14 protein-coding genes are annotated in these 15,169 nt (G+C 37.2%); 2 read left to right on the forward strand and 12 right to left on the reverse strand.

The window, feature by feature from the left end:
- The coding region (locus tag SYJ56_RS24035; protein ID WP_323838711.1) for a hypothetical protein at positions 1-213 on the reverse strand (213 nt) is incomplete at its 3' end.
- Positions 214-1,618: 1,405 nt separating this feature from the next.
- Here SYJ56_RS24035 and SYJ56_RS24040 point away from each other — a divergent pair.
- Together SYJ56_RS24040 and SYJ56_RS24045 are read left to right on the forward strand one after the other, a co-directional pair.
- Positions 1,619-2,020, forward strand: coding sequence for a helix-turn-helix domain-containing protein (locus SYJ56_RS24040; protein ID WP_323838712.1), 402 nt, complete (start codon positions 1,619-1,621; stop codon positions 2,018-2,020).
- 130 nt (positions 2,021-2,150) lie between these two features.
- Positions 2,151-2,756 carry a class I SAM-dependent methyltransferase gene (locus SYJ56_RS24045; protein ID WP_106660970.1) on the forward strand — a complete coding sequence of 202 codons (606 nt, stop codon included), beginning with the start codon at positions 2,151-2,153 and terminating at the stop codon, positions 2,754-2,756.
- Positions 2,757-3,301: 545 nt separating this feature from the next.
- Here SYJ56_RS24045 and SYJ56_RS24050 read toward each other — a convergent pair.
- The 11 genes from SYJ56_RS24050 to SYJ56_RS24100 form a co-directional block, all read right to left on the reverse strand.
- Positions 3,302-3,517: a hypothetical protein gene (locus SYJ56_RS24050; protein ID WP_323838713.1), complete on the reverse strand. Its 216-nt coding sequence runs from the start codon at positions 3,515-3,517 to the stop codon at positions 3,302-3,304.
- A gap of 16 nt (positions 3,518-3,533) precedes the next feature.
- A complete protein-coding gene (locus SYJ56_RS24055; RefSeq protein WP_323838714.1) occupies positions 3,534-4,088 on the reverse strand; it encodes a hypothetical protein in 555 nt (184 codons plus the stop codon).
- A gap of 534 nt (positions 4,089-4,622) precedes the next feature.
- Entirely contained in the window at positions 4,623-5,780 is a 1,158-nt protein-coding gene (locus SYJ56_RS24060; RefSeq protein WP_323838715.1) for a glycosyltransferase family 4 protein, read from the reverse strand.
- A 385-nt stretch (positions 5,781-6,165) separates the two neighbouring features.
- Positions 6,166-7,836 (reverse strand): capsule assembly Wzi family protein, encoded by a 1,671-nt coding sequence (locus tag SYJ56_RS24065; RefSeq protein ID WP_323838716.1) that lies wholly within the window; start codon positions 7,834-7,836, stop codon positions 6,166-6,168.
- A 4-nt stretch (positions 7,837-7,840) separates the two neighbouring features.
- Positions 7,841-8,263, reverse strand: coding sequence for a WxcM-like domain-containing protein (locus SYJ56_RS24070; protein WP_323838717.1), 423 nt, complete (start codon positions 8,261-8,263; stop codon positions 7,841-7,843).
- Positions 8,264-8,546: 283 nt separating this feature from the next.
- Complete coding sequence (locus SYJ56_RS24075) at positions 8,547-9,845, reverse strand: hypothetical protein (RefSeq protein WP_323838718.1); 1,299 nt, start codon at positions 9,843-9,845, stop codon at positions 8,547-8,549.
- 7 nt (positions 9,846-9,852) lie between these two features.
- Positions 9,853-11,040, reverse strand: a complete 1,188-nt coding sequence (locus SYJ56_RS24080; RefSeq protein WP_323838719.1) for a glycosyltransferase family 4 protein — start codon at positions 11,038-11,040, stop codon at positions 9,853-9,855.
- A gap of 1 nt (position 11,041) precedes the next feature.
- Positions 11,042-11,902: a dTDP-4-dehydrorhamnose reductase family protein gene (locus SYJ56_RS24085; protein WP_323838720.1), complete on the reverse strand. Its 861-nt coding sequence runs from the start codon at positions 11,900-11,902 to the stop codon at positions 11,042-11,044.
- On the reverse strand, positions 11,902-13,026 hold the full coding sequence (wecB, locus tag SYJ56_RS24090) for a non-hydrolyzing UDP-N-acetylglucosamine 2-epimerase (protein ID WP_323838721.1): 1,125 nt from the start codon (positions 13,024-13,026) through the stop codon (positions 11,902-11,904). The genes SYJ56_RS24085 and wecB overlap by 1 nt, the downstream gene beginning before the upstream one ends.
- Entirely contained in the window at positions 13,026-14,045 is a 1,020-nt protein-coding gene (locus tag SYJ56_RS24095; RefSeq protein ID WP_323838722.1) for a polysaccharide biosynthesis protein, read from the reverse strand. The genes wecB and SYJ56_RS24095 overlap by 1 nt, the downstream gene beginning before the upstream one ends.
- On the reverse strand, positions 14,038-15,168 hold the full coding sequence (locus SYJ56_RS24100) for a glycosyltransferase (protein ID WP_323838723.1): 1,131 nt from the start codon (positions 15,166-15,168) through the stop codon (positions 14,038-14,040). The genes SYJ56_RS24095 and SYJ56_RS24100 overlap by 8 nt, the downstream gene beginning before the upstream one ends.
- Between the last annotated feature and the right edge of the window lies 1 nt (position 15,169).

Below are 15,169 nucleotides of genomic sequence, written 5' to 3' on the forward strand. Positions count from 1 at the left end.
GCTGTCTTCATCTCTGAGTAAGAAATAAAAGGGATCCATGAAGGAAGGACTGCTGGCGTTAAAGATTCTGCGAACTTCCCCTGCACCTCCCCGCTGAAGGGTAGGTCTGTCCAAGGAAACTTCTTGTCTGGTAGATTCCTGATAGATAAATCCATTGCCGGTGTATCTAGGCCAAGTGTATAGATAGATTTCCTTTTCCGGAATCAATCCCATAAACTCCCCATAAATCAGCACCGGAGCGGCCTCCCCCACTGAGGCAGAAGAGCTTTCGCNTGTATAGATAGATTTCCTTTTCCGGAATCAATCCCATAAACTCCCCATAAATCAGCACCGGAGCGGCCTCCCCCACTGAGGCAGAAGAGCTTTCGCCCTCCTGCCATTTGGCACCTGCCACATTATCGAGTACAGCCAACTTAGCTATTCGATTGTCGGCAGGCAGGCCGGAGTGATCAACCAAATCAAAATCCTCCGGCAGAGTATCGGAGCGGAGAATTCCGCCCCGATGGGTGTCTCCTTGTTCAGGGGAGACGATGAGCCCTGCCTTAGGATCGAGTACCGCTATATCTGTGGTTCGATCTCCGGCAGGCAGGCGCAGACTATGAAGAAAATCCGCCCCGGGTGAATCAGCAACCTGTGCTGAGGATGTGCTTCCGTATAGGCATAGTGATGCCAGGAAGCATGTGAATAGATGTTTTTTCATGTGCTTTTAATGTTTTTTGGTGCTGGGTCCGCCACGGCGGGACAGGTGTCCGGTGTCGGGTGTCCGATGTTGGAAGACCGGAGACCGAAGACGGAAGTAGGGTGTCCGATGTCCGATGTCGGGTGACCGATGTTTGTCACGCCCGAATTCAATCGAAGCGCTATCGCACCTGTACGCAATGGTATCAGTAGAAAGTCTGAAAGCTGAAAGTAGAATCACGAACGCTAGATTCTTGACTCTTGACTCTCGATTCTTGGCTCTAAACAAGACATAGCAATCCCCTGCCTACGGCAGGCAGGCACCCTACTGCTTTCCGGCAGTCCAGCACTAATGAATAATAAATGAAATAATGGAGCTGATAATCTGCTGCAGCAGATGTACTCCATCATTGGCGTCACTGCGATCCCGAGAATCGGGAGAAGCAGTCTCATATTCGGTGCACCTATTCAATGAGATTGCTTCGTCAATCCCCTCTCCTATCGTCGAGGGTCTTTTCTCGCAATGACGATATCCGTCACTCCCTGATCTGTGTGGATAGCCCCGAATCTGCTAGCATCTCGGGATCAATCAGGGAGAAAAAGTAATCCCATCCTTAGATCGGATTCTTGGGCTTCAGGGGATAAAGTCTATCATAAATAGATAGTCTATTCCCATATGCTAAAACCAATATCGAATCTACATCATAGGCAGATGAGTCCTGTCCTTTCATCAGAAAGAGAGAAGAAGAATGAAAAAAGGCACTAATTGTCTCAAAAATCCCCATATGAAATGATTCTTAGACAATTTTAACTGGATGTTTGCCCAAAAAAGAATAAATTCGGTAGTATAAACTCTATAAATAATAGTTTAATACTACTATTTGCAAAAAACAGCATTTATAAGGCCTAAAAGCCCTATTTTTGAACAAACCACATTACCATGAGAGAAGGAGAAGAATCAGAATTCACCGTTTTGGAGAACAAAAAAATCGGAAGAAATTTCTACATGTTCCGTAAGTTGACGGATACTAAGGCTTTAGAAGTCGCTGAATATTTAGGGATTAAAGAAGCTACTTATACCAAGTATGAGCGTGGTGAAAGTAAAATCACTGTTGATTTGGTTCAAAAAGTTTCTGAGTTTTTTAATATCGATCCACTTCAATTAATTTCTGCTCAACCTAGTAATTATGTTGAGGCAATTACTGGATCCAATAACATCGCAATTCAAACAAACAGCATTTACAAAGCAACTGACGCAAAACAAACTGAAGTGATGATGAAGATGATGGAGACGATGCTTCAGATGAATGAGGCAATAAGGAAGATATTGGAGGGGAAATAGTCTATTTAATCTGGATATAGAATTACTTGAGTAAAAGTTGGGAGGCTTGAGCTAGTGATATTTAATAGTTATGCCCAATTAAAAAACAGACGGTATTTCAACAAATTTGTATTAACTAAAATAAATTACCATGAATTACAAGTTTGCATATTCAATTGGCTTTCACCCCTGGGAGGATGCCGAACGCCACAATCCATTTGTCGAGAAAATCACAAAGATCTTCGAGCGAGAAGAAAGTGGCAAAACTGCTCCTTTTGGTAAAGCGCTCGATATTGGTTGCGGTAGCGGTATATGGGCAATCAGTTTGGCACAACGAGGGTGGGATGTTACAGGTGTTGACATAGTGGATAAAGCACTGCAACGAGCTGAAGAGCGTATAAAAAATGAAAGTGTGGATGTCAAACTTGTTAAGGATGATGTAACCGAACTTCACAAAATTGGAAACGGCTATAAATTACTTTTAGACACCGGAACTTTCCATGGATTGAGTAGTTCACAACGAATTGCAATGGGAAAGGCAATAAATAATATTGCTGCTCAAGACGCGATAATACTTTTACTTGTATGGGACCCTAAATGGCGAGCCTTTTTGCCGAGCGGAGCAAGTCGTAAAGAAATTGAAATGTGCTTTCCCAATTGGGCGATAACTCATGTGGAACCTGCTGCTGATAAGCCAGAGGCAATCTATAAAATTTTGAAAGCAAATGAACAATGGTATCGACTTTGTCGCAAATGAATTTGAACTACATAGTTAACTGGGCAATGGGTATAAAACATAGGACGGACAAGGGTTTCCGCAAGTGTCAGTTTCTTCGCTAGCTTTGTCTCGGTGTACAAGTTTGCTGCTTCGAAATGCCCTACGTTTCATATCCGAGAACGATATCTTTTACATATTCACCCTTATTATATAAGGTTTATTCTCTAATACTTTTGAGACCCCTCGTGAGGTGGGCAGGCAAAAGTACCAAGTCTCACTTCTGGGTGATCCGCCACAGAAACCATCTCTTACATCTCCCACACTTATTTTATAGGTAAAGTTCCTTTCTCTGATACTTTTGGTTTTGGCCAAAAGTATCCAAAAGCCATCGTCAAAATAATACTTCCACCGCACATGTCAAACGCTGGCCCGCTATTTTGACAACCCAACGCCATAACACTAAGCCAATGTGCTAATGGAATAACTGCCTATGGTAAGACAACAAATAAGTGGGGGTAAGTCTGGCTGGATTGTTATTTCCAACAATCACAATTTCTTCTCTGCTAAGTCATTCGAATGACGTTTTAAACGTCACTGCCTGCCTGTCCTTTAGGCGGGCGAGGTGAGGAACGAGCCGAAGTAGTCTCAGCATTCGAAGTAGGATCCTTTAGAGATCCGATATCGGATGATGATTCCCACCAGCCAAGTCTTAGATTCCTACTTGCAATCAGCAGGACCACATTCAGGCAGGCAAGCTTGATTCTAACCTCTTGGCTCGTCCTACCTGATACTTCCTCCATCAATGCAAGTATCAATTTACCAAGCTTGACCAAAATACCATTTAGCTGTAAATTGGATTTGACCCGACATATCTGGAGTTATTTTTTTGTCTTTCATGTTGTTTCCATCCAATTCCGAATTGGTCGCAACGATTAGTACAAATTCTAAGGCAAAATCCCAATCACCACTAAAATTTGTACTTATTCCGGTTCTTAAGGGAATATAAGGCACAAAACTGGTTTCATCGGATGTGATAATGTCGCCTTCAACCAATTCACCTACAATTTCGTGTCTCCCCTTTACACCATTTATAAGAACCCCGTTTTTTAGGGTTTTCTGCTCTCTTTCAACAAACATAACCCCAAAGCCCAAGCCTGCATAGAATTGTATAGAAGACATAAGCATTCCTGCTGCATTGGGATTGGTGGTTAACATTGGCATTACATCAGCAAAGTAGCCCCTTCCTTTCGAATCAAATGGCTTATCTTCATTTCCCCAGTTAATGACCTTCTGTGAGTTCACAGGATAATAGCCTCCTGCATTGAAGATTTGGATCCCAATGGAACCCCTAAGTCCGACAAATTCATTCATTTGTTGATTGATCGAGAGAGTAATAGCGGGCTGAACCTTAAATTTCATATCCCTGTAGTAGCCAGAATAATCGGAATACATTAATGAAGGTCCAATCCCGATAGACAGATGATTGCCCTGAGCCGATACGGCTTGACCCAAACACATTATAATAAACGCAATAATAAAACCCCTAACCATATTTTAAAGCAATTATAATGAATTTAAAATCCTAAATTTTGTATTTAAAATCCTAACAAGAAAGATGCCTAATTAAGAATAGATCGGTAGAGACGGATTGAAAGGTTTAGGGTTAAGTGGTTAAAGGTTAATGAGGTTAAAAGTTAATTGGTTAAGGGGTTTACTTTTAACTATTAACATTTAACGGGTTAAGAGTTAATTGGTTAAGGGAGTTAAGGGAGTTAAGGGAGTTAAGGGTTAAAGGTTAAATGGTTAAGGAGTCCCGATATCGGGAAAGGTTAATTGCTTGTACGCTTTTACAAAAAAAAGGTCTCCCAATGCTGAGAGACCTTTAGTAATTCCATTTTATTGAAATCAATTCATATTTACTTTTGACTCTTTAAATTCACTTTTATCCAATTTAATCTTAGATTTTTGATGAACCTGTACAGGTCTTACTTCCAATACCTTTGGTTGCATCGCTACCTTTTTCTTCAAATAGTGGACGGTAACCTTATCTAGCCTATAGCCTAATAACATAGAAATCATAACAATAAGTGGAAGCACAATATTATCTGACAAATCCCTCATGAAAAAGACCAAAAGAATAATACCTAGCTGAAGTGAGCCTAAAATCAGCGCTACGTGATTATGCTTCAAACCAATTCTCATCAAGAAATGATGAACATGGGATTTATCCGGACTCATTGGCTTTTTCCCCTGGGAAAGCCTTCTGGTAAACACTCTCCCCATATCATATAAGGGAAACATCATAAGCGCAACCGAAGCAGCAAATGTAGATTCAATTTTCAAAAAGGCACCTTCCGGCAAACCTTCGTTGATGCCCATAAAGCCAATAATTAAAGTTCCCAGCGTAAATCCTAAGGTCAAAGACCCTGTATCCCCCATAAAAATCTTGGCGGGATGCCAATTGAATGCAAGGAAAGCAAAAATACCACCAAGAAAGGTGAACGAGATTAGCGCATAGCTTTCTGCCCCTTGAACAAGAAACCACACCCCCATACAACTAAAAGAAATCACGGCTATAGTACTGGCTAGACCATCCAATCCATCAATCAAGTTAAATCCATTGGTAAGAGCCAATAACACCAAACCGGAGAAAAGGTAGCTTACCACATCATGCAATTCACCTATGCCCAGGAATCCATGAAAATCTTTAATTCTCACATCAGCTACTACCACCACTAATAATACAGCAACTAATTGTCCCAGTAACTTTCTGGATGCCTTTAATTCAACCAGATCATCTCTTAAGCCTACAATAAACATCAGCAGGATCGCTCCCAAAATGTATCTCACATCAGGAAGCGGAAATTGCCAACCCCATATTGCTAATGTAACGGCAGCTGCTATTACAAATGAAATCCCTCCCATAGAAGGTATAAATGCTTTGTGGATTTTTCTACCTCCCGGATGGTCTCCTATTTTGAATTTTTTCAGAAAGGAAATAAGGATTGGCGTGATTAAAATCCCTACAGAGAAGGCCGTAAGTGTGGCGAATAAAAAAAACATACTGAGTTGGTTTATGAGGAGCAAATTTAAAAAAAATTAAAGCAATTGCCCTGCCATTACGAATAAATTAATATTAAGGTAAAAAGTTTAACTATTCCATCTATTAATAAATTAAGCATGAACAATTCTAAATGTAATTTAAACAACAAAAAAGAGCATTTTTCTTAAGATTGTAGCTTATGAAAAACTGCACTATATTTTTTTACCTGTGAAGTTAAAATTAAGACAGTCATCTAGGTAAGTGAGGAATATTTACCCAATCTGAAAATACTCAGCATTAATTTTCTCAAGTTGGACTAGACTCTTACAACAGATCTTTTAGCGAGACGGATCATAATGACTGATGCCGATAGCACACGGACTGGTAACTGCGACTGTCACCTCACTACTGCTTCCCCTTATTCCAAAAGTAGATCAAACTGGTCTGCGCCATAAAGGAGGTAAGGTTCTCTCCTTTTGGAAAGTCAGGTGTACTGGTCGGGTCAAGCTGCCATTGGTAGTTTCGGGCTTGGATAAATTGCAGTTTGGAGCTAAGGAGAAGATTGTCCCATTTCTTATCAAATAGGAAACCTATGGAAAGGTCCACCCAGGGTTTTCGTTCTGTATCCTGAAGTTGGGCTTTGTAGTAAAAGTCCTGATTATTGACTAAGCGCTCAACTACGAACCCTATCTTATCCATATCTTCTACTAAGGAGAATTCAAGCGTCTGCACATTCGAACCTACGCCTATTCCTACTCCAAGCGGCTGCCCATTTTGCACAAATCCTCTAGCAGGATTGTGTGTATGCCAAGAAAGTCCACCCCCCAAACCTCCTAAGCCTCCATGACGAATATATCGATTGACAGATTCCTGCTGATGGGTCATCTCCCCACGTATCTGGAATAGTTTATTAGGTAACGGAGAATCAAATAACTTATTAAAACCCAAAATATAAGCCCTGGCATGCTCAGGATTAAGAATAAACTCTCTCCAATTATATGCATGATCTCGCCTACCATATTCAAAGTATATTTCAGCTTTGGCTTTAGGAATTAAATATCTACCAAAAATCACCATCTGCTGGTCTTGCCCCCATCCATCATAGCCAACAGAATGACCACTATCAAAAAACTTCTCCTTTTGAAATGCCTCAAATACCGGAAGCCAATCATAGAATGTGTCTCCTCTGGCATTATTATACACTTGGAATGTTCTTGCAAAACCTACATACAAATTGGGTATCCACTTCGGATTATAAGACACCATCAAGGCATTCAGATAGCGCCAATCCCCAGAAAAAGGAGTAAAGTATTTCTCATTTAAATTTGGATACTGGGAAGGGGCTAAACCAGAATTTTTCAGTTGACCAATGATGAGCTGGGTTTCAAAATTGCCAATAAAGGTTTTGACGGGTTTTATTGTATTGAATGTAATATGAGGAAACCCTTGGGAATTATTTGAGAAGGTTAAAGAATTCCATTGTCCAGACCCCCACCAAATATTTTGAGTAGAAGCGCCTATTTCAAATGAACCATATTGAAAAGTAAGTTTGGATTGACCCCACCATGGGTTTAGCACCCAGCCATCTCCAAATTTTTCCGGAAAATCTCCCCAATTCCAAATAAAAAACTTACTTCTTAATTGAGCTTCCGTAAACTGATCCAAATGGGTTAAAAAACCTTTGTTTTGGGCTACGACAATTTCTGGTCTAAAAGTGAGATTGATAAACTTATATTTAGCTTCTACCCCACCCGAAAAATAGGTTTGAAAACCTGGATTAGGAATCATTCCATTATCTCCCCATCCATACGGTCTTTTCGAACTAATACGGGTAGTATTAATGAATGGGCTGATTTTAATAGATAATTGATTGTCATTAAAAATTTCAGAAAACGGACTATGGATAGTATCAGCTAAAATAGGCCTTAAAAAAAATGAGGTAGATTTATAGGAGGAGTCAACTATTTGGCTACGTCTACCATTTTCTTCCAAAACTGGGAAATTAGCTGGGATGGATTGAGAGAAAGAAATCCCCGAAATCAATAAAAAAAGAAAAGAAGCTATTGTATTTTTCATATGTCTACCAAATGTAAAACCACTCCTTCTCAAATCTAAAATCGTCATCTTTAGCTTCCTCCAGTGATAAATTAGAAAAAATCATAAGGGATGAATCTGATGACTTTGATTGAAGTCCATTAGCATATCCTTCTGGAACAAGCAAAATAGTTGGGTAGCTCGCATCTAATGTATATTCAACTATTTCTTCGGCTATTCCCTTATCAAAATCGCTTAATTCCACCAAAACAATTTTACTGATTCCACTGATCGGCATAATAGCTTTGGTTTCAATTTTATGAGCCTGCCACGCCCTTACTTGATCCTTTTCACCGAAAGTAATTGCATAAAATCGCTTAGCAGTTGACAAATCAAATTCATTGCAATAGCGCAGCTCACCTCGCTCGTCACTGTGAACTGAAATGGGAATAAGAGTGGGTTTAGTCAAATGTAATTTGGGATAATTTTTTAAGGTTCTACCCTTAAGTTAGTGGAAAACATAGATTCTAGTTGGTATAAATAAAGAAATGCTCTCCAGTTAATGGCCTTTAAAGGCTCAATAATAGCATTCCATTTTAAGTGCATGCTGCTGATCCCTCTTAATTGGGCCTGTTTTCCATTAAATTCGTGGTAGAACCTTTTTTAATATATTCTAGCTATCAAATGTTTAATTAATAACAGGTATTTCATAATATGCTTTGGATCTAGTTTCTATCATATCACGTAAGTAACTAATCAATTATTTTTTTTGGAGCAAAATCTTCCAATAGAAGATTATAAACATCTTTAAGTTCTATTCTATCCTGCTTTATTTTGTTTTCTGTATCTATCAAATAACCAATCCCATCATGCTCACCATTTTTTATAGCAACAAAGGAAACATAGTTTTTGAAGTTTCCAACTTTTGTTTTACCTATGATATTAAAATCTTCAACTATATCATTTGGATACGTAAGTTCCACAAAAAGGCTTTTCCCTCGATTATCTACGGTAAAAATCTTAATATGATCTTTCTCAGCAATAAAAGTATTTAAATTCTCTTCCGCTAAACCTGCTTCTTTCTCTGATGGAAAGTCAATTAAAAAGTCCCTTGACATTCTCGGCGTAACACTTGCATAGTTATCAATTCCGATTAACTGCAAAAATTGCTTATGCTCTTTAAGTCTCCAGTAAAAGGTCGTGTGCTTGTGAGGCTTTTGATGCAAACCAGTAGCCACGACCAATCTTACTGGTTTTAGCATTAGTTCGCCAATTATTTGGTCATAAACCTTTAATATTTCGATTAAAGGGTCTTGGCCTTTGGCACAATACCACACTGGATTGGAGAGCTCACCTTTATAAGCACTTGAATTAAACATATAGTGATGTTGAAAATGAGCTCCTGTATTCAAAAATAAATTTGAAAAGTCTGGCTTTTTATTGTCCCATTCCGCTATAAAAGTGTCTGCAAGTAATTTATCCAGAATTAGAGCCTTTACACCCACCTGGGATTTTATTTTCAACACTTTCTCAATGTAAAAAGAATAATCTTTAACGGAGGTATATGTCAATAGTCCTTTAAGTAAAGCTATAATAGATTCTTTTGTCAATTTACCGTGGGCATTGTCATTTACTGCTTGGGAAACAGCATTGCTTAAGCCTACAAAGGTAGATGAACCAACTGCTTTCGTTTGGGTCCAGGGATCTGGGGCAAAGAAACTTGGGGATTGTAATCGATTATCAACATTAAACGGACTTACAGCACCTACAGAATAGCCTCTCTCTTCTATTGTCTCGAATATTTGCTTCAAATCTTGTCTTCCAACAATATCCCCCAGTCTAAAAACTTGGTGCTCCTCATAAGTTTTACCTGTAGTGACAGTTACCCATTGAATCCAAGGTTCAAGCAACTCATATTTCCCTTCAGAGGTGGTTTCAACAATCTTATTTTCTGAAAATAGTTTCTTAAAATTTGGCAACCACCCTTCTGATATATAATATCTTATATATTCAAAATTAAGTTCATTTAATCCTACTAATATTGTTTTCATTTTAATTTTATTTAATTATTGAATCAATTATATGTTGTGTTGAAAAAGTATTTTTGAGTAATTTATTTCCATTTTTACCCATTTCAAGTCTTAGTGAATTACTATATATTAACTTTAGAGCATTTTCTTTGAAAATATTATCTTGACCATTTTCAGTCACGTATCCTGAACCTGAATCTTCAATCAGTTCAATTAAATCATTACCAGTATTCACACTGCCTAGTATTGGTTTACCCTCTGCCATGTAGCCTAGCAATTTTCCTGGAAAATTATGAGTAGTGTGGTTCCGATGCAAAGTGATTAACCCAATATCAAACTCTGCTAGCATTTCTTTATATACCTCTTGGGAAACTGAATCTAAAAGTGTAATATTTTCAAGTTTCTTTGATGAAATAGAACTTTTAACTTTTTCATATTCCCCGCCATTTCCTACAAATACAAAATGAGCATGTTTATGATCCTTAATATTTTCTGCTAATCTCACCAAATTCATCATATCTTGAGCTTCTCCCATATTACCTCCATAGAAGAAAATAATTTTACCCTCTAAACCCAAATGATTCCTATAATTAGTTTTATAAGCTAAATTATCCCCAAATTCATTAGTCCAATTATAAACTATACATGTTTTTTCTGAGTATTCGGGAAACCTTAAATCAAACCATACCTTATTTTTGGGAGATTGAAGTGCAATCCTATTTGATACATTATAATTTAATTTTTCAAAAAATTTAAAATATCGACCAATTATAGAATCTTTTTTTATTAATCCCTGGTCTATTGCCCATTGGGGAAAAACATCTCTTAGAATCAAAAATGTTTCCGCGCCCCATTTCTTCTTAAAAATTTTCACAAACGGTCCAAAAAAGATAGTTGGACTATAGATGATTATTAAATCAAACTTCTCCCTATTAAAAATTCCTCTTAAATTCTTCCAAGCAAAATATGATAGCAGAGATTCATTAATTGCACGCCTTATCTTAGAGGCTACTCTAGTTTCCGGAGAATAGAAACGCAAGACCTCAACTCCTTCTAACATTTCCCTAACATAAGATTTATCAATAGTAGAATCTGGAGTCGCAACAGTAGAATTGTGCCCAGCTTTCGCTAATTCGGCAGCAAGCTGATGAACCATTTTGCCATGAATTCTGGTACTCTTTGGTATATAATCATCAACTAGTAATAATACTCTCATTTTAATCTATCCTATAATTATTATACAATTCTGGGTTCGTTTTGATAAGAGTTATCATTTCCTCAATCATCTTAGAATATGAAGGAATTTGTCTATTTAATGCTTTACGCGTATCACTCAGAGATTTATCTACATGCTTGCCTTCAACTTCATTAATGGTAATATTCTTATTAGAATATTTTTTGAATAAATTCAATAAATCGTATTTATTTATAGAGATTCCATTAGTAACATGATACAATCCGGATAGGTTTTGTTTAATAGCAGATAAAATTACTTTAGAAAGTTCAATAGTCGTTACTCCTCCCCAAAATGCTTTTGTGAACCCATTTATTTCACCTTCTTGTTTCATAAACCAATGGAACAATCCTTCGCCTTTTTGCTTAATCTCTGGACCAATAATTGAAGTTCTCAACGTAAGGTGCTTATTAGAAAATATCTCGCCCAATGCTTTACCTCGCCCATAAACATCATCAGCATCCCGAAAATCAGACTCCAAATAACCTCCCTTTTTACCTGAAAAAACACAATCAGTAGAAATATGAATCACCTTTGAATCAATTTCATCAGCAACACTTGTAAGCCAGTGTGGAAAGTAAGCATTAATCAAAATTGAATTTTTAGGATTTTGATTTGAGCCTTCTATTAAAATGCCTATGCAGTTAATTAGTACATCAGGCCTTATTTCTTTTATGATTTTTTCTAGCTTGGTGAAATCAGTGATATCACAAATGATTGTTTGATCCCTTAGCTTATTTCTAAAAGAAAGATCATAAACCTGAAATTCCTTGGATTTCTCCATATTGAAAAACACTTGATGACCAAGCATTCCGGTTGATCCTAATATTAATAGCTTTTGCATTATTTATTCCAAGTAACTTTATTAACAATAGAAGTATAACTCTGAATCGCTCTGATTACTCGGGTAGAACAATTTGTCACCTGATATTCCATAGGTAGATGCGCTTGTCCGCTCTCATGCAATTCTTGTGCAATTGGAATAGATTGTAACATACTATCAGTACTGATTCCACCTAGCACGATTGTTCCTGCATCAATAGCCTCAGGTCTTTCTGTACTAGTTCGTATACTCACAGCTGGAAAATCCATCATTGCTGATTCTTCAGAAATTGTTCCAGAATCCGACAGCACCACAAACGCTTCTTTTTGCAATTTCACATAATCAAAAAAACCAAGTGGTTCAATATTTCTGATCAATCCATGGAATTTGATTCCACTAGCTTGGATTTTATTTCTAGTCCTTGGATGCGTACTAAAAATGATTGGCATCTGGTATTTTTCAGCCACTTCATTAAGAGCTTCTGACAAAATATTGAAATGGTCTTTCAAATCAATATTTTCTTCTCGATGGGCACTGACTACAAGATATTTTTTAGCTTCTAATCCCAATTTTTGAACTACATTGGAATCAAATATTTCAGACCCATATTTATTCAAAACCTCTTTTAAAGGAGATCCTGTTACAAACACATGATCTTTTCGAAACCCTTCACTAAGCAGATATCTTCTACTATTTTCAGTATAGGTTAAGTTAATATCTGAGATGTGATCAGAGATTTTTCGGTTTATTTCTTCCGGTACATTCTGATCAAAGCAACGATTTCCAGCTTCCATATGAAAAATTGGAATTTTCAGGCGCTTAGCAGCGATAGTACACAGTACGCTGTTGGTATCCCCTAACACCAGTAAGGCATCTGGTTTGATCTCGGATAATAGCTCGTAAGATTTAGATATCACGTTTCCTATAGTCTCACCTAAATGTTTACCTGCCACATTCAGATAATGATCTGGTTCTCTCAGTTGGAGGTCTTCAAAGAAAATCTGATTCAATGTATAATCGTAGTTCTGGCCAGTATGAACTAGAATATGATCAAAAAACACATCGCATTTCTTAATACACTCTGCTAATCTAATAATTTCAGGACGTGTCCCCACTACAGTGACTATTTTCAATTTGCTGCTCATTATTTGTTCCAATTTTTCAGTTCATCCTGAATATATTCCAAACTCATCAATTTCTCCTTGATCTCAGGTATGGTTAGTCTTTTAGTGTTATGTGAATTGTAATCGACTAATTCAGAAGCGTGCGTATTTCCTTCTGTAAAATAACTTCCATAATTCAAATCCCTATTATCTGCTGGAATTCTGAAGAAATCTCCTAAGTCATCTGCTTTCAACATTTCTTCTCTGGTGCACAGGGTTTCGAAAAGCTTCTCGCCATGACGGGTTCCAATAATATTAATTTCAGAATCAGAATTAAATAACTCTTTCAGTGCAATCGCTAAATCTCCAATAGTAGAAGCCGGGGCTTTTTGCACAAATAAATCACCTTGATTACCATGCTCAAAGGCAAACAAGACCAAATCCACTGCTTCATCTAGTGACATCAGGTATCTGGTCATTTTAGGATCAGTGATTGTCAATGCTTTCCCCTCCTTCAGTTGCTCAATAAAAAGTGGTATTACAGATCCTCTTGAAGCCATTACATTCCCATAGCGGGTCAGACAGACTTTAGTCTTATTTTCGCGGATGTTTCTGGATTCCGCTACAGCAACTTTCTCCATCAAAGCCTTAGTCATGCCCATTGCATTAATAGGATATGCAGCCTTATCCGTACTTAGGCAGATTACATTCTTGATTTTATTTGCTACACAGGCTTTGATTACATTCTCTGTACCAAAGACATTAGTTTTTGTAGCCTCCATTGGAAAGAATTCACAGGATGGAACCTGCTTTAAGGCAGCGGCCTGAAAGACATAATCAACACCTTTTAAAGCAGTATCCAAACTATTATAATCACGCACATCTCCTATATAGAATTTGACTTTCGGACTGTTTAAAGCTACACGCATATCATGTTGCTTTTTTTCATCGCGTGAAAAGATCCTGATTTCTTCAATATCAGAATCTAGAAAGCGTCTAAGTACAGCATTTCCAAAAGAACCGGTTCCACCGGTGATTAAAAGAGTTTTATTCTTAAACATTAGTTAAATTTTTATATAGATTTTCCCAAACAAAAATATTAGAATCAACATCAAATTTGGATGAGCACAATGAATAAGCATTAGTTCTCATTCTTAAATAATCATGTTTCTTTAAATTAATAATTTGGACAATAGAATTGCAAATAGCCTCTTCAGACCCAGTGACCCAATACCCTGAATTATGCTCCTCTAAAATTTCCCATGGAGTGTTTTTTGAAGCAATAACAGGGGTTCCTTGCGCCAAAGCTTCTAAAACCACATTTCCAAAATTCTCTGATTGTGAAGGAAGAATTAGTGCATAAGAAGAAGCGATTAATTTATCCTTTTCGGGACCCTGTATATGACCTATAAAAGTAATAGATTCCCGAAGATTAAGGTCTTTCACTAGTTGAATTAACTTTTTTTGATAAGCTATTTCATAAGGTAATCGTGCTGATCCTGCAATAATTAACTTAACTTTTCTATTCAACACATTTTGGGATTTTGCAATTGCTTTAATTAATAAGTCAATATTTTTTATAGGATTGATTCTGCCAATAAATAGAAGTTGATTCTCAATAAATTCATTTTCTTGCTTTTTTGAAATCTTAACAAAGTTGGGTATTACAGAAACACCTTTAGCTCTCGGGAAGAATTCTGATATAATTCCTTTTTCAAAATCATTTGTGGCGTGGAAGTGAATTTTAGTTTGAAAAATTCTGATAACTTTCACCCATATTTTTTTTTGAAAAGAATTAATTTTTAACGCTGCAGGATAAAGTTCACCTCTAGGTGACAGGATCACCTTCTTACCTTTTATAATTGCTCTTATCAAAAGTGGTAATGTGGGAGGAAAAAATATACTGGAAAATTGAATAATATCGCCTTCGTTGATTGATCTCATCCCAATTTTCAAAAATTCAATCCCTCTTGACTTTAAAAATTGAACGTGATGTGTAGGATTAATTACTTTCTTTGACACAGCAGTTAAAGAACTTTCTGTATCCAATCCAAAATCAGTAGAAAGAACAGTTGTGCTAAATCGAGCTTTGTCCAAAGCTAAATTCAACCAATATAAAGTATTTGCTGGCCCACCAGCTTGAGATGGATAATAGCATAAAAGAGGATGAAGTATTTTAATCATA

The organism is Algoriphagus aurantiacus (genome assembly GCF_035156405.1).
Lineage (GTDB): Bacteria > Bacteroidota > Bacteroidia > Cytophagales > Cyclobacteriaceae > Algoriphagus > Algoriphagus aurantiacus.

Excerpts from the sequence above, each read along its gene's own strand:
- SYJ56_RS24040 (WP_323838712.1), top strand. The coding sequence starts at position 1,619 with ATGAGAGAAGGAGAAGAATCAGAATTCACCGTTTTGGAGAACAAAAAA.
- SYJ56_RS24075 (WP_323838718.1), bottom strand. The coding sequence starts at position 9,845 with ATGAAAACAATATTAGTAGGATTAAATGAACTTAATTTTGAATATATA.
- SYJ56_RS24045 (WP_106660970.1), top strand. The coding sequence starts at position 2,151 with ATGAATTACAAGTTTGCATATTCAATTGGCTTTCACCCCTGGGAGGAT.
- SYJ56_RS24085 (WP_323838720.1), bottom strand. The coding sequence starts at position 11,902 with ATGCAAAAGCTATTAATATTAGGATCAACCGGAATGCTTGGTCATCAA.
- SYJ56_RS24060 (WP_323838715.1), bottom strand. The coding sequence starts at position 5,780 with ATGTTTTTTTTATTCGCCACACTTACGGCCTTCTCTGTAGGGATTTTA.
- SYJ56_RS24065 (WP_323838716.1), bottom strand. The coding sequence starts at position 7,836 with ATGAAAAATACAATAGCTTCTTTTCTTTTTTTATTGATTTCGGGGATT.
- SYJ56_RS24100 (WP_323838723.1), bottom strand. The coding sequence starts at position 15,168 with ATGATTAAAATACTTCATCCTCTTTTATGCTATTATCCATCTCAAGCT.
- SYJ56_RS24050 (WP_323838713.1), bottom strand. The coding sequence starts at position 3,517 with ATGGAGGAAGTATCAGGTAGGACGAGCCAAGAGGTTAGAATCAAGCTT.
- SYJ56_RS24055 (WP_323838714.1), bottom strand. The coding sequence starts at position 4,088 with ATGAATGAATTTGTCGGACTTAGGGGTTCCATTGGGATCCAAATCTTC.
- SYJ56_RS24080 (WP_323838719.1), bottom strand. The coding sequence starts at position 11,040 with ATGAGAGTATTATTACTAGTTGATGATTATATACCAAAGAGTACCAGA.
- wecB (WP_323838721.1), bottom strand. The coding sequence starts at position 13,026 with ATGAGCAGCAAATTGAAAATAGTCACTGTAGTGGGGACACGTCCTGAA.
- SYJ56_RS24095 (WP_323838722.1), bottom strand. The coding sequence starts at position 14,045 with ATGTTTAAGAATAAAACTCTTTTAATCACCGGTGGAACCGGTTCTTTT.